This is a genomic window from Micromonospora tarensis (assembly GCF_016803395.1).
Taxonomy (GTDB): domain Bacteria; phylum Actinomycetota; class Actinomycetes; order Mycobacteriales; family Micromonosporaceae; genus Micromonospora; species Micromonospora tarensis.
On sequence record NZ_JAEVHL010000113.1, the window covers coordinates 1 to 20,103 of the forward strand.

The following is a 20,103-nucleotide window of genomic DNA, read 5'->3' on the forward strand; positions in this document are numbered from 1 at the left end:
ACGTCGACCATCTCCGAGCAGACCGCGGGCGGCTCCGGCTCAGCGGCACCCTCGACGCCGAGACCGCCGCCCTGCTGCGCGCCGCCATCGACCCGTTGAGTGCACCCGCCGGCCCGGACGACGCCCGCTGCGCCGGCCAGCGCCGCCACGACGCTCTGGCCGACGTGTGCCGGCTCGCCCTGCGCACCGGTGAGCTACCCGAGCAGGGCGGCGACCCCGCCCAGATCGTCGTCACCACCAGCTACGACGAGCTGACCCGCCAGGTGGCTTCGGGCGGGCTCGACATCGGCCTCCAGCTCACCCCCGACACGGTGCGCCGGCTCGCCTGCGACGCCGCCGTCCTGCCCGCCGTGCTCGGCGCGCGGGCCAGGTCCTCGACGTGGGCCGGCAACGCCGCCTGGTCACCGGGCCGCTGCGCCGGGCCCTCGTGCTGCGCGACGGCGGCTGCGCCTTCCCGGGCTGCGACCGGCCACCGCGCTGGTGCGCCGCCCACCACATCCGGCACTGGGCCGACGGCGGCCCGACCAGTCTCGACAACGCGGTGCTGCTCTGCGGCCACCACCACCGGCACGTCCACCAGACCGACTGGGTCGTCCGGCTCGGTGCCGACGGGCATCCGGAGTTCGTGCCGCCGGCCTGGCTCGACCCCGACCAGTTGCCGCGCCGCAACCACTACCACCGACGGACGTAGGCCGACCGGACGAGCTGAGTTCCAGGCGATCCACTCCATCGTCAACCCCGACAAGCTGCGCCACCTCGGCCCGGTCAGCGACCTCGGTGCGCGGATCCGCGCCGGCCGAGACAGTTGACGTTGTCGATACCCTGCAGGGGCCGGTCGGGGGAGAGATCGTTGATGCTCAAGGACGTCCCGTCGGTGCGGGTGCTCGCCTACTTCCCGTGTCAGCTGTCCGGGCAGGCCAGGCCCGAGGGGGAGGTGCCGGCCGGGTGGAGCCGCACCGTCGGCCTCCACGACCTGGCGCTCCAGCCCTACGGTCAACGGCTGCTCGACGAACTGCTGGGCAGCATGCCCCGGCCGACAATGGAGATCAACGGTGGCCCGGAGATCCTGCGGGTGGCCGGGGAGGAGGTCGAGGCCACCCTGCTGCCCACGACGGCGGCGGGCGCGTGGCAGGTGGTTTCGGCCCGGATCAGCCTCTGGAACGTCGACTGTGGCCTGCTCTGCGTCACCTACCATCTGCCGGACGGCATCGTCGGCGGCACCGACGACGTGGTCGCCGAGGTCGCCCCGCCCGTGCAGCGGATGGTGCCGGCGGTGACCCGGCTGCTGCGCGCCGTCCTGCCCGCGCCGGACGGCGCGGACGAGGTCTTCGTCCTCTGGGCCAACACCACCTTCGCCGTCCGGGTGGACCCGGACTGCGACCCGGCGCGGCGACGCGCCATCGCCGCGGTGTTCACCCCGGACAGTGTGGACTGCACGCCCGACGGCATTCGGGACGGTGTGTTGTGGGTCGGCTCGCACACCACAGCGGTGGTCAGTGACTTCGGGTCCCGTCCGGCAGTGCTGCTGGCGCGGCTGACCGGGGTGCACCACGTCTGCTGGGCCGCGGCGCTGCGTTACGACGCGGTGTTGTCGGCGGAACTGTGGCAGATCGACCCGGGGCGTGGCGGCCTCTCGATGAGCGCTCTCGAAGACCAGGCCAAGCGCATTCTCAGCGGTTACCACCGCATCCGCCTGTTCCGGCTCGGGTACTCGTCCGTGGAGGCGCATCTCGACGCGGCGGGCGGCACCGTGTGAAACGCGCTGGAGCAGCAGTGGAAGTTCCGGCTCGTGCTCGCCGCGCTGACCTTCGTGGCGCTGCCGAGCCTCGACGTGGGGCTCCTGGCCTCGATGATCGGGCTGGTGCTGCTGCTGGCGAGCGCGTACCTCGTCTTCCGGCGTCAGATCAACGATCCGGGTCGGAACGTGGCAGCGCCGACCGACGCGTGACGGGCCGACGACCGCGCTGGCGCGCACCGTAGCGCCCCGCCCATGTGGATCATCTCGTACTAGCCTCTGTCGCATGGCCTTGCGACCGGACGAGTTCTACGACCACGCGCTCACCGCCGCGGACGACGAGCGTCGGCTACCCCTGGCACGCATGACAGGGTGGGACATCAGTCCGTTCGAGCCGGCCGACCTCCGAGTGGCACCGCTGCGACCGCCGGTGCTCCCGGAGCCGCCCCGGCACGGCGAGGATCCCGCGAGCTGCGACGCCTGCCGTCAGCGGGACGAAGGAATCTGGTTCAACGAGCGTTGGCGGTTGATCCGGATCCAGCGGGTGGGCGTCCCGCTGGTGCTCATGCTGTTGCCGCTCGACCATCACGACATGGCGGATCTGCCGGACGAGTTGGCCGCCGAACTGGGGTTGTTGAGCACCCGGATCGTTCGCCACATGCAGGCGCTCCCGCACATCTCGCGGGCGCACGTCTACCGCTTCGGGGACGGCGCTGCTCACCTGCACGTCTGGTTCTTCGCTCGGCCGGAGGGGCAGGCCCAGTTGTTCGGGTCGTGGCTGGTCGCCTGGGACGACCTCCTGCCGGAGTACCCAGCGGACGTCGCCGACGCTGACGCCGGGCTCGTGGCAGACGCGCTGGTCGCGTCCCACGGCGGCCGTCGTGTCTGACCCGGCGGCTAACCTGCCGCCATGACGAGCGCCGAGTTGGACGAGTTAGTCGTCGCGGACGCCGACGCGTTGCGTGCCTGGCTGTCGGCCAACCACGCCACGTCGCCCGGCGTCTGGCTCGCCCTGACCAGGAAGGGCGGCACGGTCACGACGTTGACCTGGCAGCAGGCGGTCGACGAGGCCCTCTGTTTCGGCTGGATCGACGGGCAGGCGCGGAAACGGGACGAGCAGTCCTCCTGGATCCGCTTCACTCCGCGCCGAGCGCGCAGCTCCTGGTCCCAACGCAACGTCGCGAACGTCGCGAGGCTGGAGGAGCTGGGGCGGATGCAACCGTCCGGCCGCGCGGCAGTGGACGCGGCGAAGGTGGACGGGCGGTGGGCGGCGGCCTACGCCCCGCCGTCCGAGGCCGAGGTGCCGGCCGACCTCCTCGCCGCCATCGCCGCCGAGCCCGCCGCCCAGGCGATGCTCGGCGCCCTCACCAAGGCCAACCGGTTCGCCCTCATCCATCGCCTCAACGCCGTCAAGCGCGCCGAGACCCGCGCTCGCAAGATCGGCGAGTTCGTCGCCATGCTGGCCCGCCACGAGACCTTCTACCCCCAGAGGGCCCGGCCCGCGCCCACCGACGAAGCCGCCGGGCCGCGTTCAGTCGATCCGGGAACCGATTGACTTTCGATAGGTAACGAGCGAAACTCGATGCATGGTTACAGAGCATCGAGCGGTTGCCGCTCTCCGGGTCTTTCTCGTGGTGCTGTTCGGGGTGCTGGTGGTGTTCCAGACCCTCTCGCTGCCCGGGCAGTTCGCCCACATGGCCGCCGAGTCGCCGCAGGACGCGCATCTCCGCTGGCCGGCGACCGCCGTGACGGTCTTCTGGGTGCTGTGCGTCCAGGTGGTCATCGTCGCGACCTGGCAGCTGCTCAGCCTGGTCAAGAACGACCGCATCTTCACCGAGGCGTCCCTGAAGTGGGTGGACGCGATCGTCTGGGCCATCGCCGCCGCGTGGGTGGTGCTGGTGGGCGTCTTCCTCTGGGTCGGCTTCCACGCGGACGACCCCGGGGTGCCACTGCTGCTGTTCCTGCTGACCGTCGGCGTCACCGTGCTGGGGCTGCTCATGGTGGTGATGCGGGCGCTGCTGCGGCAGGCCACCACGCTGCGCACCGACATGGAAGCGGTGATCTGATGCCCATCGTCGTCCGCATCGACGTGGAGTTGGCCAAGCGCAAGATGAGCGTCGGCGAGTTCGCCGAGCGGGTCGGGCTCACCCCCGCCAACGTGGCGGTGCTGAAGAACGGCCGCGCCAAGGCGGTCCGCTTCAGCACCCTCGAAGCGATGTGCCGAGTGCTCGACTGCCAACCCGGAGACCTGCTCGAGTGGGTCGAGGAGGAAACCCCATGAAATACGTACTGACCATCGCCGCCCTCCTCGGGATCGCGCTCGGCGTCGCCGGCGTCGTGTACGGGGGAGCCGACGACTCGCCGGGCCTCCAGCTCCTGGGCGTCGCGCTCGTCGTCGTCGCGGGTGTGTTCGGGGTACGGGCAGTTCGCCGCGGCAGGTAACGCGGGGGGATCGGCTGAGCTGGAGTGGGCCCCGTCGTCTCCGGGCGGGGCCATGCCGCGCTCCCGGCGAATCACCGACGGCAACTCCCCCGTGGCCGACCGGGACGCCGTCGGTGGGGTCGACCCGCCACGGCCTCCGACCACCCGAAAATGCCGGCAAACCCCAGCGTACGCCCAGGACAGCTGTGCTGGGCACGCCACAGAGGCGTATGCGGACGCGGCGGATGGGAATTGCTCGAAGATCGAAGTTTATCAAATTGTGATATTCTTTGCGGCGCAACCGACTGTCATCGGAAAGAGGGTGAATGGGCGAAATGGACGAAGTTGGGTCGACCGCGTTTACCGTCGGTAGCGCAGATTCTTTGTCGATCGTGCGTTCGATCCTGATCTGCGGATAAGGGGCCACTCGGGGCGGAACGGCCGGCTATGGTCAACTGCAAATGAGGACGGCCCGCGACGTTAGGGCGTCGCGGGCCGCTAGTCCTCAACCGATCTCTCGTCGAAGGAGCTATTGGTATGAGAACGCTGGTCAGCGTACCACCACGTGCGCAGCGGGCACCAAAAGGGTCCAGTTCGGCCCGGGCTCGCATCGCATTCATCGCCGCCGTCACCGTTGGTTGTCTGGTGGCAACCCAGGGCGCGTCCCAGGCGGCCCCTCCGGAGTCCCCGGCCCTCGGCCAGAGCGATCAGAGCGTGACCGACGCGCTGTCGGCCGTCGGGATCAAGGTGCGGGCGGATGGCTGGATCGAGTACGACTCGGTTCTTCGTCGCGCGGGCGTGAGCGGCAAAACGTCCCGTGTCGCCGGGGTGCGCGGAAAGGACGGCGCTTGCGCGCTCTCCGGTTCGGCCCAGGCATCGTCCGGTTCGAGCCGGACGACCTACACCGAAGAGGTGGCCTACAACCCCGCAACGTGTGAGTTCGATGTTCTCGTCGGTGACCTGACGGCGGAACAGGCAGCCACTCTGCGGTCCCTCACCGGTGCGGCTGCCAGCGACGTGTCGTCCACCAAGGGCGCGGCCGACGCCTCCTCGCCGCGCGGCACAACGGGTGACAATGCCGCCGCCGCCACCTATTCCCGTTACTTGAAGACCTCCTGGATCGACCCGATCGACATCACGATCTCCTCCCAGAGCGTGGGGTTGCGGTGGTCGAACACGCAATGGCTCAACTGGGCCTACCAGCGCGACTCGTTCAAGGGTTGTATTGGCAGCGTATGTCTCGACGAGACCTACATCGTCTCCGGCTCGGACAGCCTTGCGACGCTGTCCGATGGTTGGACCAAGAATGCGAACGTGCACTTCCAGAACGTGTCGTTCGCGTTGTGGGTAGTGGCGATTCTTGGCCCGACGGGCTGGGCGGCCTGCGGGTTTCCGTCAAGTTCTCAGGCGGATTTCTACCACACCGACTCGGTTACCGGGCGCACGAGTGGTGCGTCTTCGTGGAACTGGAACGACTCGAAGAGTGGCGCGTGCACCAATCTCGTCCACCACGGTGATGAGACCGGTGCCTCCTACCCGTTCTGATGGTGGTCAAGGGGCGTCCCGATGATCCAGCTAGTTGCGAGACGGGCACTGACTGCCTGGCTCACCGGGGCGCTGCTGATCGCCTGCGTCGCAGCCTGTGGCAACCCGACGGGCACGGCCGCCGAGCCCAAATCGTCGAATCAGGTCGATTCTGGGCCCGGACCGGTGGCACTGGAGTACATGCGAGCGGTCGCCCGCGGTGACTTCAAGGCGGCGATCCCGCTCGTCGCCCCCAGCCAGCGGGCAGTGCTGGAGGCCATCGCGCTCGGGCAGGGGCCGAAAACCCTGCCCGAGGTCACCGGTGACGTATCCGTCGGTGAAGTAGTTGAGGAGGGAGACAGGGCAACTGTCTCTATCGTCGGCAAGATGTGCCGAGCCAGGGCGGCTGCCGGGAGTTCGACCTCGACACCGGCCAGCGACTGCGTCGAGAATGACGATCCCAGGACGAAGTCGCCGGTGTTCCTGCTGCATCTGGCAAGAGAGGACGCGACGGGTTGGAAAGTCATCTTCAACTTCGCTGCCACGAGCGGGCCAGGGGATTCCGGTGAACACTGAGCGGGTCTCGTCCCCGCACTCCGGGTCCCACCCGGCGCCCTGGGCGTACGCCTGGTGGGCGGTCGCGGGGGCTCTGCTGGGTTTCGGGCTCGCCTCGATCCTCACAATCGGGCTCCTGCTACTGCTGCTGGCGGTGCTGCTCGCGGTGGCGGGATTCCTGCTCAAGCCCCTGCGGAACCACGCGGCCGCCGCGGTGCTGGGCGGTCTCGGTGTGGCTGCGCTCTACCTGGCCTGGTTGAACCGCGAAGGGCCCGGCCGGGTGTGCGAGACCACGACCACGAGCACGTCATGCGTCGAGGAGTGGAGTCCGTGGCCGTTCCTGGTGGTCGCGCTGCTGCTGATCACTGCCACGGTCTTCCTGGTTCGCCTGGCGAGACGCTGATCGACGGCAAGGTCAGGGGAGATGGTCGACGGTGACCATCTCCCCTGAGTTCGGTTGAGGCGGGAAGCAGGAGCGCGCCGAGAATCGGCCACCTCCGGAATAACGATCATGTAACGGGCGCGAACCTTTCCCCGTGGATGACCTGTCTAGATGGTCGTCGGCCCGCCAGGGCCAGGGGAGGCGTCGGATGAAGCTGGTGTGGAGGCGGGCCCGCGAGGCGCGCGGGCTACTGGTCGCGGCGGTGCTCGCCGCCCTGGTCGCCGTCGCGTTGGTCACCGGGCTGTCCGACTACAACCGCCGGGCCGTGGACGCCGGGCAGCGGGCGCTGATCGCCGCCGCACCGGTCGAGGAGCGCGGCCTCCTGGTCAGTGGATCCGGCGGACGCGACGCGGCCGAGTTCGCCAGCCGGGACAAGGCGGTACGGGCCGGCTTCGCCAACGGGTTCGCCGGCGTCCCGGTGAGCGTCGCGGCCGCCCGTTACGGCACCGGCCGGGAGCTGACCGGAGACCTCGGGCAGGTGCCCCGACCGGACGACGAACCGATCTTCGCGAACCTGGCCGCCCTCGACGACCTCACCGGTCACGCGGAGCTGACCGGCGGAGCCTGGCCCCGCCCCGGGGCGAACCCCGTCCAGGTGAGCCTGCCGGAGCGGGTCGCCGGCGCGCTGGGCCTCGGCGTCGGCGACCGCGTCCCGGTGCGGGACCGGGCCACCGAACAACGCGGTGAACTGGTACTCGCCGGCACCTGGCGTCCCCGCGATCCGACCGACCCGTACTGGCTGCTGGCCCCCGGAGTGGGGGCGGGCAGCGTCGGCTCCGGCACCTCGTACGGGCCGTTCACGCTCGACCCGGTCGACTTCGCCACCACCTTCCCGGGCTCGGTGTCGGTGTCCTGGTTGGCCGAACCGGACCTCGGCGGCGTCGACACCGCCGACCTCCCCGCCGTGCGCGCGGCCCTCGCCGACGCGACCTCGGCCGTGCCGGAGGCCGCTCAGCTCGGCAGCTCCGCGCAGGTGGCGACCAAGATGGAGACGCTGCTGGACCGGATCACCCGCGCCGACCTGGTGGGTCGCTCCTCGCTGGCCACCCCGCTGCTGCTCATCCTGGTGCTCGGCGGGTACGCGCTGGTGCTGGTCGCCGCGCTGCTGCACGAGGACCGCCGACCGCAGACCGCACTGCTACGCGCCCGCGGCGCCGCCCGTCGGCAGCTGGCCGGCCTGGCCGCCCGTGAGGCGACGCTTGTCGTCGCCCCGGCCGCGGTGCTCGGTCCGCTGATCGCCGGTGCGGCGCTGCGGTACATCCGGCCCGGCGGGTCGACGGACCTCGCCACCGCTGGCGGCAACAGCACAGTGGTCTGGGCCGTCGCAGCCGCCACCGCCGCCGGCTGCCTCGTCGCCATGGTCCTCCCGACGCTGCGCGGCGCCGGCACGTACGTCGCCGACATGGCCGCCCGGTCCCGGCCGAACCGGGCGGCGAGCGTGCAGCGCGCCAGCGTCGACCTGGTGCTGGTGGCGCTCGCCGTGCTGGCCTGGGTGCAGCTACGCCGGTACGCCTCCCCGCTGGCCGGCTCGGGCGGGCGGCTCGGGCTCGACCCGCTGCTGGTCGCCGCCCCGACGCTCGGCGTCCTGGCCGGTGCCGTGCTGGCCCTGCGGGTGCTCCCGCCGCTCACCCGGTTCGCCGAGCGGTTCGTCGACAGGCGTCCCTGGACGGCCACCATGTTCGGCATGTGGCAGGCCGGTCGGCGTCCGCACGCCGGCCCGGTGCTGCTGCTAGCTCTCGCCGTCGGCGGTAGCACCCTGGCCTGGTCGCTGATCAGCACCGGGGAACGATCCCAGGTCGAGCAGGCCGGCCACACCGTCGGCGCCGACCTCCGGGTGACCGAACGGGCCGGGGCCGCCCCACCGACCCGGACCGGTCAACTCGCCGCACTGCCCGGCGTGGAGCGGGTGCTGCCGGCGTCGCGAGACGAGATCCGGGTCGGGCGGGAGGACCTGTCGGCGACCGTGATCGGCATCGACCCGGCCAGCGCCCCGGAGGTCGTCCGGCTCGCCGACCGGCTCGGCGACGGATCAGCGTCACAGCAGTACCAGCGGATGGTCGGCGCGCGGGGCGAGCGGGCGGGCGTCGAACTGCCCGCCGGGACGCGTGCGATCACCGGCACGGTCCGTACCCCGGTGACCAACGCTGTCCGATCGCTGAAGGTCGCGGTGACGCTGCTGGTCACCACCTCCGACGGGCTCGCCCTGCGGCTGCCGGCGGCCAACGCCGACGGCGACGGCCGGGCCACCCCGTTCACCGTGCGCCTGCCCGACCTGAACGGGGCGCGGCTGCGGCTGGCCGGCTTCGAGGCCGACGGTGGGCTGGCTGCCGGCAACGCCTACCGACTCCAGGTGGACGGGCTGACAGTGGTGAACGCCGACGGCACCACCCGGCCCGCCGAACTGGGCGGCGACTGGGCGATGACGGTCCCCGGCCAGCAGTCCACACCGGTGCGGCCCACCGCCACCGGGTTCGCCGCGGTCCGCACGGTCAACGTGATTCCCGGCGGGCAGTTCGCGTACCAGCCGCCCACCCGGTTCGCCGTCGTGCCGGGCGGGGAGAGCAGGCCCGTACCGGTGCTGATGACCCCCGGGGTCCGCGACGCACTGAGCCTGCGCGTCGGCGACACCGTCGACCTGACCCTCTCCGGGGCGACGGTGCGGGTGCATCTGGTCGGTGAGCTGGCCGCCGTGCCGGCCACCACCGGGGAGGGCGTCCTGCTGGACCTGCCGGCCGCCGTCGACGCGATGATCCGGACCAGCGGCGCGGTGCGACCCGTACCGGAGTGGTGGATCGGCGCCGAGGACGCGACGGCCGCCGCCGACGCCGTCCGCGAGCTGCCGGGCGTCACGGTGCTCAACCGCGAGGCGGTGGTCGAGTCGGCCGCCGCGACCCGTACTGGCAGGGCTCGCGTACCGGAATGCTCGCCGCCGCGCTCGGCGCGGTGCTGCTCGCCCTCGTCGGCCTGATGGTGGACGTGTGGGCCACCGCCCGGCGTCGGCTCGGCGAGTTCGCGGTCCTGCACACCCTCGGCGCCACGCCCCGGCTGATGGCCCGGGCGCTGCTGGCCGAACAGACCTTCCTCGCCGGCATCGGCGTGGGGGTCGGGTTGCTGCTCGGCGCCGCGGTCGGCGCGACCATGGCCCCGCTGGTCATCCTCACCCCGGCCGCCGGCCGGCCGATCCCCCCGGCGACGTTCGCGCTGCCCTGGGTGCCGATCGGCCTGACCGCGGTCGGTCTGCTGCTGGCGGCGCTCGCCTTCAGCGCGTTCATCGCCACCGGCATCCGTCAGCGGGTGGCGGCGGCGCAGCTGCGAATCGGGGGAGAACGATGAGCGTCGGCGCGGCTGTCCGGCGGGTCCGGGCGTACGGCGGGCAGTTCCTGCTCCTGGCGGTGCTGACCCTGGTGGTCACGCTGCTGATCAGTGGGGTGCCCCGGTTGGTCAACCGGCTCGCCGAGCAGGGCTTGCGGGCGCAGTTGAGCGCTGAGGCGCCCGCGCGGCGGGACATCTCGTACGCCTCGGGTGTGGTGACCGCGACGTCTCAGCGGACGGCGATGGGCGCCGCCGTCGAGCGGTTCGACGCCCTGGCCAGGGAGATGCCGCCCCAGGTGCGGTCGGCGGTGGACGAGCGGTGGTACAGCGTGGAGACCCGGCCGGCCCGCGTGGTCGGGCCGGACCTCGCGGCCCGCAACCTCCTGGTCGACCTGGGCCTACGGTCGGTGCCCGACGTGCAGGGCGCCGGCACCCTCGTCGAGGGAGCGTGGCCGAGCGAGACGTACGTTCCGGGCCGACCGATCGAGGTGGCCCTCGACGTCGACGTGGCCGGCAAGCTGAACCTGCGCACCGGCAGTCAACTGCGCATCGGCGACGCCGACGACAAGGGCAACCTGTCCGACGCCGCCCCGATGGTGGTGGCCGGGTTGTTCCGCCCCGCCGACCGCGCGAACGGCATCTGGGACGGGCTGCCACAGCTGCTGCGGGTCACCGACCCGGTCGGCGACGGCGAGCCGTCCATCGTCGTCGGTGTGGTCGCCCAGTCGGCCCTCAACAAGCGGGCCGCCGAGGGCTGGGCGGTCCAGTCCACCTGGCGGTACCGGCTCGGCGTCGACACCATCGACGCGCGGCACCTGGATCGGATGATCGACGGCCTGCAGCAGCTTCAGCGCGGCAAGCCGTCGGACCTCACCGTGACCCTGGGCGTCGACGTTCCGTTGCGGGCGTTCGCCGCCCAGATCGACGCCGCCCGGACCCTGCTCGCGGTGATCGCGGCCGGCGTACTGGCCACCCTGGCGGGGCTCATCGTGCTCGCGGCCAGCCTCGCCATCCGACGACGCCGCTCGGAGTTCGTGCTGCTGCGCGCCCGTGGCGGCGCGGCCACCGCGGGAGCCCGGCGCAGCCTCGCCGAAGCGGTGCTGGTGGTGCCGGTCGCCGCCGTCCTGGGCTGGTGGCTCGGCACCCTGTTCCCGGGCACCCCCGATCCCACCACGCCGTACGCCATCGCCGCGACCGTGCTGGTCACGCTGGCGTTGCCGCTGGCGACGCTGGTCGTACCGGCCAATGCGGCGGCCCGCCGTGACCTCGTCCGGGTACGCCCGTCGGCCCGTCGGCTCACCGTCGAGGTCTCGCTGCTGCTGCTGGCCGGGCTCGCCGCGGTGCTGCTGCGCCGACGTGGCCTCACCCTGGGCGAGGTGGATCCGCTGCTCGTGTCCGTGCCGGTGCTGCTCGCGGTCGCCGCGGCGGTGCTCGCGCTGCGGGCGTACCCCTGGCCGTTGTTGCTGGTCAGTCGACTTGCCGCAGGTACCCGGGGCAGCGTCGCCTTCCTCGGCACCGCGCGGGCCGGGCGCTCGGCGGTCGCCGCCCCGCTGGTCGTCGTGGTGCTGGCCATCGGCACCGCGGCGTTCTGCGCTGTCGTCGCCGCCGGCGTCGACGCGAGTCGGGACCGAGCCGCCGAGCAGATCGTGCCCGCCGACGCGGTGATCCGCGGGGAGCGCTTCGCGCCCGACACCGTCGACGAACTGGGCCGGCTGCCGGGCGTTCAGGCCGTCACGCCGGTGCTGCGGGTGGCCGACGAGCGGCTGGCCGTGGACGAGCTGGGCACCGATGCGCGGGTCGCGCAGACGACCGTGCTGCTCGTCGACGGCTCGGGGCTGGCCGCGGTGGCCCGCGAATCCGCTGTGGACCTGCAGGTCCCGGCCGCGTTGCGGGCCGCCCGTCCCGGCCCGGGGCCGCTGCCGGCGATCGTCTCACCGGCCGTCGCCGCAGACCTGACCAAGGCCGGACTGGACGACTCCGCCTTCGTCTCGGTGCAGAGCCAGCGGTACGAGTTCCGGGTCGCCGGCACCGAGGACGGTTTCCCACTGCTGCCGGCGAACGCCAGCCGGTTCGTGATCCTGCCCTGGCAGGCGCTGCCGGCACGAAACACCACACCCGTGCCGACCAGCCTGCTGGTCGCCGGGGACTCGCTGGACGCGGAAGCGCTGCGACACGCCGGCGACGCGGGGCAGGAGCGCTACCAACGCGACGGCACGGTCACCGGTCGGGAGCGGCCGCTCGGGGTCACCGTCGACACCCGAGCCGACGTCCGCCGGGATCTCGGCAACGGTGGCGCCAACGGTGTGCTCGCCTTCGGGTTCGTCGCCGGCGCCGTCGGCGGCACGGTGCTCGGGTTGCTGGCCATCGCGTTCACCGTGCTGGCCGGCGCGCGCGCCCGGGGTCAGGTGCTGTCCCGGCTGCGCACCCTTGGCCTGTCCCGGCGGCAGTGGCGCGGGCTGCTGTTGGTCGAGTTGGCCCCGCTGGTCGGAGTGTCGGTGCTGACCGGCGCGCTGGTCGGCGCGGCGCTTCCGTTGCTGCTCAACCCGGTGCTCGGCCTGTCCGCGTTCACCAGTGGTGTGCCGGTCCGGGCGGCCTTCGAGCCCGGCTTGGTCGCCGCGGTACTCGCGCTCGGGGCGGTCGCCCTCGGCTTCGCGGTCGCCGTCGAGGCCCTGAACAACCGCCGGTTGCGCCTCGGTGAGGTGCTTCGGCTCGGAGAGGAGAGCTGAGATGACCGCTACCGCCCAGACGCCACTGGTGCCGGACCTGGCCGCCCTGCAACAGCGAGCAGCGCTTCGCGCCGCCGAGCGGGCCGGCGGGCAGGACCGCCTGCGCGGGCACATCGTCTGCGACGGCCTGGTGCGCATCTTCAAGACCGAGGGGGTGGAGGTGGTCGCCCTCCAGGGGCTCGACCTGGTCATCGACCGGGGCGAGCTGGTGGCGATCGTCGGCGCCTCCGGCTCGGGAAAGTCGACGCTGCTCAACATCCTCTCCGGCCTGGACATGCCGACGGCCGGCATCGCCCGGGTGGCCGACTACGACCTGCTCTCGCTGTCGGCCAAGCGGAGGCTGAGCTACCGGCGGGAGCTGGTCGGGTTCGTCTGGCAGCAGACCGGCCGCAACCTGCTGCCGTACCTCAGCGCGCTGGAGAACGTCGAACTGCCGATGCAGTTGGCCGGCAAGCGCAGCCGCCGGGCCCGCCGGGAGCGGGCCCGGGAACTGCTCGACCTGGTTGGCGTGGGCTACTGCGCCGACCGGCGGCCGGGGCAGCTCAGCGGCGGTGAGCAGCAGCGGGTCGCGGTGGCGGTGGCGGTGGCCAACGATCCGGAGGTGCTCTTCGCCGACGAGCCGACCGGTGAACTGGACGAGGCGACCGGCGCGGAGGTCTTCGCCGCGCTGCGCACCATCAACGCGGAGCTGGGCGTGACCATCGTGGTCGTCACCCACGACCACGCCGTGGCCACGCAGGTCCGCCGGACCGTCGCGATCCGCGACGGCCGGACCGCCTCCGAGGTACGCCGGACCGCGCGGATCGGCGCGGACGGCAGCACCGAACTGGTCAGCGAGGAGTACGCGGTGCTGGACCGCAACGGCCGGATGCAGTTGCCGGCGGCGTTCGTCGACGCGCTCGCGCTGAAGGAGCGGGTCCGGCTCGACCTGGAACCGGACCATGTGCAGGTACGGCCCGGTGACCGGGCCTCGGACGAGCGGGGGGCCCGGGCATGAGCGGGCGGGACACGATGGTGACCGGCGCGGCCGGGTTCGGCGGCGTGCCGGCGACGCACCCGGACGAGGTGGTCCGGGTCAGCGGTGTGAGCCGGACGTTCGGGCGGGGCGAGCACGCCGTGCACGCGGTGCGGGACGTCTCGTTCACCGCCGACCGGGGGGAGCTGGTCGCCATCCGGGGCCGGTCCGGGGCGGGCAAGACCACCCTGCTGAACCTGATCGGCGGGCTGGACCGGGCGGACAGCGGGCAGGTGGTGGTGGCCGGGCACGAGGTGACCTCGGCCGGCGAGGCGGAGCTGCTGCGGCTGCGCCGGGGCACTGTCGGGTTCGTGTTCCAGACCTTCGGGCTGGTGCCGATCCTCTCCGCCGCCGAGAACGTGGGTGTGCCGTTGAGACTGGCCCAGGTGCCGGCCGCCGAGCGGGAGCAGCGGGTCGCGGTGCTGCTGGAGCTGGTCGGCCTGGGTGGGCACGCGGCGCAGCGCCCGTACGAACTCTCCGGTGGCCAGCAGCAGCGGGTTGCCGTGGCCCGCGCGCTCGCCAACGAGCCGGATCTGCTCATCGCCGACGAACCCACCGGTCAGCTCGACTCGGAGACCGGCCGTTCGATCATGGACCTGCTCCGCGCGGTGGTGCACGCCCGGGGCATGACGGCCCTGGTCGCCACGCACGACCCGGCCCTGATCGACCTCGCCGACCGGGCCCTCGTCCTGCGCGACGGACGCCTGGTCGACGGCTGACCGCGGTCAAGGGCTGGCCACTGTCGGCGGCGGTCGCGGTGGCGCCGCTAACCGCCGTGGTGGCTCGTGGCCAGCTGTCGGATCGGCGGGCGCGGCGGGCGCGGCGGGCGCGTAGGTGGCTGCTGTCGGGTGGTCGGGTCGGCGGGCGCGGCGGGGCGCGTAAATGGCTGGCTGTCGGCCGGTCGGGCGGCCGGCGCGACGGGGAGGGCATGGTGTTCGCGCTCACTGTGGAGCTGATGTCGTAGACGAATCGCGGCGGCGAATCGTTTACGACATCAGCTCCAAAGGGCCCGGGGGAGAGGTGCTGCCCCCTGCGGGCTGCCGAGGCTCCTCGGTTGGCTCATGGCAGCGAACCTAGCCCGTGTGCGGTCAGAGGGCGAGCTTCATGCCCTCGTGGCTGGAGACGAAGCCGAGGCCCAGGTAGAAGCGGTGCGCGTCGGTGCGGGACCTGTCGGTGGTGAGCTGCACCAGCGCACAGCCGCGCTGCCGGGCCTGGTCGATCGCCCAGGTCATCAGGTCCCGGCCCAGCCCCTGGCCGCGCCGGTCGGAGCGGACCCGCACCGACTCGATCAGCGACCGCTCGCTGCCGTGCCGACCGAGGCCCGGTATGTAGGTGATCTGGAGGCAGCCGACCAGCTCACCGGCCTGCTCGGCGACGATCAGCTGATTACGCGGGTCGGCGGTGATGTCCGCGAACGCCCGCTCGTACGCCTCGTCGACCTCGGTGAAGTCGCGGGCCTTGCCCAGGACGTCGTCGGCGAGCAGGGCGATGACGGCGGGCAGGTCGGCCCGGACCGCCTCCCGGTAGATCACGTCGGTCATGCCGGTGAGCCTGGCACACAGTGTCAGCGGGCCGGGCAGCGCTTCCCCTCCGCCGGCACGGTCAGGTCGAGCAGGTAGGCGTCGACCGCGTCGGTGATGCAGGGCGTCTGCGGGTACGCGGTGTGCCCCTCGCCCTCCCAGGTGAGCACCCGGCCGACGCCGAGCATCGAGGCCAGCCGTGGGGTCTGCTCGTAGGGCGTCGCCGGGTCGCCGGTGGTGCCGACCACCACGATCGGCGGCGCGCCGTTCGCCTTCCCGGTCGGATAGGGGTCACGCCCGCCCGGCCACTCGACGCAGCTCAACATGCCGACCGCGAGCGCCGGCCCGAACAGCGGATATTTTCCCCGCCACTGCGACTGCAACTGCCGGATCTGCTCCCGGGTCGGCTTCTCCGTCTCGTCCGCGCAGTTGATCGCCAGGTTGGCGTCGAACAGGTTCGAGTAGTGCCCGTCGTCCTCCCGGCCGGCGTACGCGTCGGCGAGCCGGAACACGTCCTTCGGGTCGCCCTCGGCCAGCCGGTCGATCGCCTGGGCCAGCTCCTGCCAGCCGGACTCGGTGTACAGCGAGGAGATGACCGCGTAGAACACCCAGCCGGCGGTGGCTTCCCGCCCGTCCGCGCCACGCACCGGCGAGACCCTGGCCTTGTCGATGGCCGACGTCACCGCGGCGCGCGCGTCCGGGGCGATCGGGCAGCGGCCGGCGTTCGCCGCGCACCAGCGGGTGAAGTTGGTGAAGGCCCGCTCGAAGCCCCGGGCCTGGCTCTCCGAGCCCTCCACCAGTCGCTGCTGCGGGTCGACCGCGCCGTCGAGCACCAGCGCCCGCACCCGCTGCGGGTAGAGCTGGGCGTAGGTGGCGCCGAGCAGGGTGCCGTAGGAGTAGCCCAGGTAGGTGAGCTTGTCGTCGCCCACCGCGGCGCGCACCGCGTCCATGTCCCGGGCGGCCTGCTCGGTGCCGTACAGCGGCAGCTGGTCGCCGTACCGGTCGCCGCAGCCGCGCCCGATCCGCTGGCTCAGACCGACGAAGTCGTCGAAGGCCGCCTGGCTCGTCGGGTCGGGGTCGAAGCCGAAGCTGGTGTCCAGGTCGGCGTCGGAGATGCACTTCACCGGACTGGACCGGGACACCCCGCGCGGGTCGAAGCCGACGATGTCGAAGCGCTCGGTGATCGACGCGGGTAGCCCGCCGAACTGGGTGCCGAAGGAGAGGTAGACGGCGGTGTCGACGCCGGAGCCGCCCGGGCCGCCCGGGTTGATCACCAGCGAGCCCACCCGGTCGCGCTGCTTGGTGGACCTCGCCCGCAACAGGGCGATCTCGAAGGTCTGACCCGCGCCGGGGCCGGCGGTGGACCCGTTGCCGGTGCCCCAGTCCCGGGGCACCGCGATCCGGCTGCACTCGTAGCGCATGTCCGGTGCGCCGCGCCCGACCAGCTCGTCGGGAATCTCCGGGCAGGGCCGCCAGGTCGGCGCGCTGCCGGTCGGCGCCACCTCGCCCCGCACGTCGGTGCGGGGCGCGAACGCCGGCAGCGTGCAACCGGCGGTGAGCAGCGCGGCCACGGCGAAGCCGGCCAGCGTACGACGGACGCGGCGGGCCCGTTCGGCGGTGCGGGTCACGTGGTCCTCCGAGATCGGGTCGACGGCCAGGCTACGCCGAGCCGGTGGCGGCCCGATCCACGGTGGCACCGGGGTCGCCGCGCAGCACCTGGTCCACGTCGAAGCGGATCGGGCGGTCGAGCTGGTCGTAGCGGCAGGAGCGGGGATCACGGTCCGGACGCCAACGGACGAACTGCGCGGTGTGCCGGAACCGCTCGCCCTCCATCGCGTCGTAACCCACCTCGACCACCAGCTCCGGGCGCACCGGCTCCCACTCCAGGTTCTTGGTGCCGGTCCATCGGCTCACCCCGCCCGGAATGCGTTGGCCACGCTCGTGGTCGCCGTGCACCCACGGGTGCTCGCCGCCGGTGTCCCGGTAGGGGGCCAGCTCGTCGAGCAACTCGGCACGGCGGGCCATGCTGAACGACGCGCTCACCCCCACGTGGTGCAGGACGCCGGCGTCGTCGTAGAGGCCGAGCAGCAGCGAGCCCACCACCGGGCCGGACTTGTGCCAGCGGAAGCCGGCGACCACCGCGTCGGCGGTACGGGCGTGCTTGACCTTGAACATCAGTCGCTTGCCCGGCTCGTACGGCAGGTCGGCCGGTTTGACGATCAGACCGTCCAGCCCGGCGCCCTCGAAGACGTCGAACCAGCGGCGCGCGGTGTCCGGATCGGTGGTGACCTGGGTGACGTGCACCGGCGGGCGCACCCCGGCCAGCGCCTCGACCAGCCGCTCCCGGCGGCGCGGATAGGGCTCGTGGAGCAGCGCCTCGTCGCCGATCGCCAGCAGGTCGAAGGCGACGAAGTCAGCCGGGGTGGTCTCGGCCAGCATCTTCACCCGGGACGCGGCCGGGTGCACGCGCTGGGCCAGCAGCTCGAAATCCAGTCGGGGCTGGCCGCCCGGCCCGTCGCGCCGGATCACGATCAGCTCCCCGTCGACCGCGCAGCGCGCCGGCAGCTGCCGGCGGGCCTGCTCGACCACCTCGGGGAAGTAGCGGGTCATCGACTTGCCGCCCCGGCTGGCCAGCTCGACCTCGTCGCCGTCGCGGAACACGATGCACCGGAACCCGTCCCACTTGGGCTCGTAGGTCACCCCCGGGGCGGTGGGCAGCTTGGAAACGCTCTTGGCCAGCATCGGCTCGACCGGCGGGTTGATCGGCAGGTCCACGCCGACCAGTCAATCAGACGGTACCGACAGCCGTGAGGCAGATCACCGTCGGTGCCCGGGCGGCGTGTCCGCCCGCGCGCCGCTCGTCCCGACCGGGCGAATCAGATAACCGCAGGTCAGAGCTACTTTCGCCAGGTGTCCGAGTGGGTCTGTGACTGCTGCGGGCGGTGGCGGGTGAGCGTCGAGCTGATCCGGGGCCGCTACCGCTACCGGCTGACCCGCCGCTACCCGGTGCGGTTCGGCGGGGGCCGCGACGTGCTCGGCGAGGTCGGTTCGGTGGCGGAGCTGGCGGAGCTGCTCCGGCGGCGTACCCCGCTCACCCTGGCCGACCTGCACGAGGCCGCCTGACCGCGGCGGTCCTCCCGTCCACTCAGGACGCGGATATGCTGCCTCCAGCGGAGTCGCCACGGGGAGGCACACGATGCGGTTCGGCGCTGACACGGAGATCGCCGCGGACGTCGAGCAGGTCTGGGCGGTGCTGGTCGACGTGCCGCGCTGGCCAGAGTGGACGGCCTCGGTGACCCAGGCCGAGCGGGGCGAGCCGGGGCCGCTCGCGGTCGGCGCGACCGCGCGGCTGACCCAGCCGAAGCTGCGGCCGGCGCTCTGGCGGGTCACCGAGCTGGCCGACCGGAGCGGGTTCGTCTGGGTCTCCGAGTCCCCGGGGGTGCGAACCACCGGGGAGCACCGACTGCTGCCGCTGCCCGACGGGCGCACCCGCGTCGAGCTGGCGATCGACCAGTCCGGCCCGCTGGCCGGCCTGATCGGCCGACTGTACGGCGGGCTGCTGCGCCGCTACGTGCGGCTGGAGGCCGACGGGCTCAGGCGTCGCTGCGAGCGGGGCTGACCGCCCGGTCGTACCCTGGCCGGTGTCCGGTCGAGGCCGAGGGGGAGTGGTGGCCGAGCTGACGTACCAGGAGGTGGGCTCGACCCGGCACGGGCCGCTGCCCGACGGGTACCACCACCTGCGCCACCGGTATCCGTTGCCGGACGGCTGCTTCGCCACCGCGGCCGAGGCGGTGCTGAGCTGGCGGCTGCACCGCGCCGCCGGTGTCCGGATGCGCACCGACGCGCCGCGCGCCACCGACGGTGTCCTGGTCACCGCCGGCCTGGGCGTCGGTCCGGCGCGCGTCTGGGGGCCGTGTCAGGTGGTGTGGAGCGCGGACTCGCCCACGCTGGCCGGGTTCGGCTACGGCACCCTGGCCGGGCATCCGGAGCGTGGCGAGGAGGCGTTCGAGGTGGTCCGGGACGAGGCCGGCGCGGTCTGGTTCGAGGTACGCGCGTTCAGCCTCCCGGACCGCTGGTTCACCCGCGCCGGCGGTCCGGCGGTCCGGGCCGTGCAGCACAGCTACGCGTGGTGGCTCGGCCGCACCCTGCGTCGCCTCTGCGCCTGCCGCTGAGCGCCGGGTCGACCGCTCAGAATCGGGCGAACGAGCGGATCGGGGCACGGGGGCCGTACTTCGGGGCCTGGATGCCGGCCGCCTCCAGCAGCAGACACACCCGGCCCCGGTGACCTGCGAAGGGTGCCAGCAGGGCCAACATCCGGGCGTCGTCGCCCCTCGGCTCGCCGGCGAGCGCCCAGGCCACCGTGTTCGGGATGTGGTAGTCGCCGACGCTCACCGCGTCCGGGTCGCCGTACGCGATCCGGACCACCTCGGCGGCCGTCCACGGCCCGATGCCGGGGATCGCGGTCAGCCGGCGGGTGGCCTCGACGGTGTCGGCGCTGCGCTCCAACCGCTCGGCGAGCGCGGCGGCGCGCCGTAACGTGTCGGCCCGACGCTGCTCCACGCCGAACGGGTGGAACACCCAGTACGGGGTGGCGGCCACCGCGGCCGGTTCGGGCGGCAGCAGCAGCGGCTGTAGCGGGCCGGGCGCCGGCTCCCGGAAGTGCCGTACGGTCGCCGCGTACGCGCGGTAGGCCTCCTTGCCGGTGACCTTCTGTTCGAAGATCGCCCGGAGCAGCCGGGGGAAGACCTGCCCGGTGGTGGGCATCCGCAGACCCCGGTGCTCCCGGGCCAGCCGGGCGACCACCGGGTGCGCCGCGGCCAGCTCGGGCGAAGCCGGTCAAGTCGTCGGCGCAG

At 72.7% G+C, this 20,103-nt stretch carries 21 protein-coding genes and 2 pseudogenes; 19 read left to right on the top strand and 4 right to left on the bottom strand.

Features of this window, described 5'->3' with window-relative positions; all coding sequences use genetic code 11:
- The 16 genes and pseudogenes from JM949_RS20665 to JM949_RS20735 all read left to right on the top strand — a co-directional run.
- Window positions 1-691, top strand: a pseudogene (locus tag JM949_RS20665) (DUF222 domain-containing protein); the annotation flags it as partial.
- A gap of 162 nt (window positions 692-853) precedes the next feature.
- Window positions 854-1,756 carry a hypothetical protein gene (locus JM949_RS20670; RefSeq protein WP_203150038.1) on the top strand — a complete coding sequence of 301 codons (903 nt, stop codon included), beginning with the start codon at window positions 854-856 and terminating at the stop codon, window positions 1,754-1,756.
- Between the two features lie 33 nt (window positions 1,757-1,789).
- On the top strand, window positions 1,790-1,948 hold the full coding sequence (locus tag JM949_RS20675; protein ID WP_203150039.1) for a hypothetical protein: 159 nt from the start codon (window positions 1,790-1,792) through the stop codon (window positions 1,946-1,948).
- 73 nt (window positions 1,949-2,021) lie between these two features.
- The gene (locus JM949_RS20680; protein ID WP_203150040.1) at window positions 2,022-2,624 is read left to right on the top strand and encodes a hypothetical protein; all 603 of its coding nucleotides are present in this window, start codon (window positions 2,022-2,024) and stop codon (window positions 2,622-2,624) included.
- A gap of 21 nt (window positions 2,625-2,645) precedes the next feature.
- Window positions 2,646-3,290: a YdeI/OmpD-associated family protein gene (locus JM949_RS20685; protein ID WP_203150041.1), complete on the top strand. Its 645-nt coding sequence runs from the start codon at window positions 2,646-2,648 to the stop codon at window positions 3,288-3,290.
- Between the two features lie 31 nt (window positions 3,291-3,321).
- Complete coding sequence (locus JM949_RS20690; RefSeq protein WP_203150042.1) at window positions 3,322-3,801, top strand: DUF2975 domain-containing protein; 480 nt, start codon at window positions 3,322-3,324, stop codon at window positions 3,799-3,801.
- Window positions 3,801-4,016 carry a helix-turn-helix domain-containing protein gene (locus JM949_RS20695; protein WP_030336216.1) on the top strand — a complete coding sequence of 72 codons (216 nt, stop codon included), beginning with the start codon at window positions 3,801-3,803 and terminating at the stop codon, window positions 4,014-4,016. The genes JM949_RS20690 and JM949_RS20695 overlap by 1 nt, the downstream gene beginning before the upstream one ends.
- Complete coding sequence (locus JM949_RS20700; protein WP_203150043.1) at window positions 4,013-4,177, top strand: hypothetical protein; 165 nt, start codon at window positions 4,013-4,015, stop codon at window positions 4,175-4,177. Before JM949_RS20695 ends, JM949_RS20700 begins: the two co-directional genes overlap by 4 nt.
- Before the next feature lie 516 nt (window positions 4,178-4,693).
- On the top strand, window positions 4,694-5,701 hold the full coding sequence (locus tag JM949_RS20705; protein ID WP_203150044.1) for a hypothetical protein: 1,008 nt from the start codon (window positions 4,694-4,696) through the stop codon (window positions 5,699-5,701).
- A gap of 21 nt (window positions 5,702-5,722) precedes the next feature.
- A complete protein-coding gene (locus tag JM949_RS20710; protein WP_203150045.1) occupies window positions 5,723-6,256 on the top strand; it encodes a nuclear transport factor 2 family protein in 534 nt (177 codons plus the stop codon).
- A complete protein-coding gene (locus tag JM949_RS20715) occupies window positions 6,246-6,638 on the top strand; it encodes a hypothetical protein (RefSeq protein WP_203150046.1) in 393 nt (130 codons plus the stop codon). Before JM949_RS20710 ends, JM949_RS20715 begins: the two co-directional genes overlap by 11 nt.
- Window positions 6,639-6,825: 187 nt before the next feature.
- Window positions 6,826-9,645, top strand: coding sequence for an FtsX-like permease family protein (locus tag JM949_RS20720; protein WP_238433568.1), 2,820 nt, complete (start codon window positions 6,826-6,828; stop codon window positions 9,643-9,645).
- A complete protein-coding gene (locus tag JM949_RS37465; protein ID WP_238433569.1) occupies window positions 9,597-10,010 on the top strand; it encodes an FtsX-like permease family protein in 414 nt (137 codons plus the stop codon). The genes JM949_RS20720 and JM949_RS37465 overlap by 49 nt, the downstream gene beginning before the upstream one ends.
- Window positions 10,007-12,715: an FtsX-like permease family protein gene (locus JM949_RS20725; protein WP_203150047.1), complete on the top strand. Its 2,709-nt coding sequence runs from the start codon at window positions 10,007-10,009 to the stop codon at window positions 12,713-12,715. The genes JM949_RS37465 and JM949_RS20725 overlap by 4 nt, the downstream gene beginning before the upstream one ends.
- Before the next feature lies 1 nt (window position 12,716).
- Complete coding sequence (locus JM949_RS20730; RefSeq protein WP_203150048.1) at window positions 12,717-13,712, top strand: ABC transporter ATP-binding protein; 996 nt, start codon at window positions 12,717-12,719, stop codon at window positions 13,710-13,712.
- 14 nt (window positions 13,713-13,726) lie between these two features.
- On the top strand, window positions 13,727-14,449 hold the full coding sequence (locus JM949_RS20735; protein ID WP_203150055.1) for an ABC transporter ATP-binding protein: 723 nt from the start codon (window positions 13,727-13,729) through the stop codon (window positions 14,447-14,449).
- Between the two features lie 369 nt (window positions 14,450-14,818).
- On the opposite strand, the gene JM949_RS20740 is transcribed toward JM949_RS20735, so the two are convergent.
- From JM949_RS20740 to JM949_RS20750, 3 genes are read right to left on the bottom strand one after another with little or no spacing between them, the layout of a single operon-like run.
- Complete coding sequence (locus JM949_RS20740) at window positions 14,819-15,271, bottom strand: GNAT family N-acetyltransferase (RefSeq protein WP_203150049.1); 453 nt, start codon at window positions 15,269-15,271, stop codon at window positions 14,819-14,821.
- A gap of 23 nt (window positions 15,272-15,294) precedes the next feature.
- Window positions 15,295-16,878 (bottom strand): alpha/beta hydrolase, encoded by a 1,584-nt coding sequence (locus JM949_RS20745; RefSeq protein ID WP_203150050.1) that lies wholly within the window; start codon window positions 16,876-16,878, stop codon window positions 15,295-15,297.
- 31 nt (window positions 16,879-16,909) lie between these two features.
- Window positions 16,910-18,025, bottom strand: a complete 1,116-nt coding sequence (locus tag JM949_RS20750; protein ID WP_203150051.1) for an ATP-dependent DNA ligase — start codon at window positions 18,023-18,025, stop codon at window positions 16,910-16,912.
- A 135-nt stretch (window positions 18,026-18,160) separates the two neighbouring features.
- Between JM949_RS20750 and JM949_RS20755 the strand changes: the two genes are divergently transcribed.
- The 3 genes from JM949_RS20755 to JM949_RS20765 all read left to right on the top strand — a co-directional run bounded on the left by JM949_RS20755 (window position 18,161) and on the right by JM949_RS20765 (window position 19,422).
- Complete coding sequence (locus tag JM949_RS20755) at window positions 18,161-18,373, top strand: hypothetical protein (protein ID WP_203150052.1); 213 nt, start codon at window positions 18,161-18,163, stop codon at window positions 18,371-18,373.
- A 73-nt stretch (window positions 18,374-18,446) separates the two neighbouring features.
- On the top strand, window positions 18,447-18,869 hold the full coding sequence (locus JM949_RS20760; RefSeq protein WP_203150053.1) for an SRPBCC family protein: 423 nt from the start codon (window positions 18,447-18,449) through the stop codon (window positions 18,867-18,869).
- Between the two features lie 49 nt (window positions 18,870-18,918).
- On the top strand, window positions 18,919-19,422 hold the full coding sequence (locus JM949_RS20765) for a DUF1990 family protein (RefSeq protein ID WP_203150054.1): 504 nt from the start codon (window positions 18,919-18,921) through the stop codon (window positions 19,420-19,422).
- Between the two features lie 16 nt (window positions 19,423-19,438).
- Here JM949_RS20765 and JM949_RS20770 read toward each other — a convergent pair.
- A pseudogene (locus JM949_RS20770) lies at window positions 19,439-20,103 on the bottom strand (DNA-3-methyladenine glycosylase family protein); the annotation flags it as partial.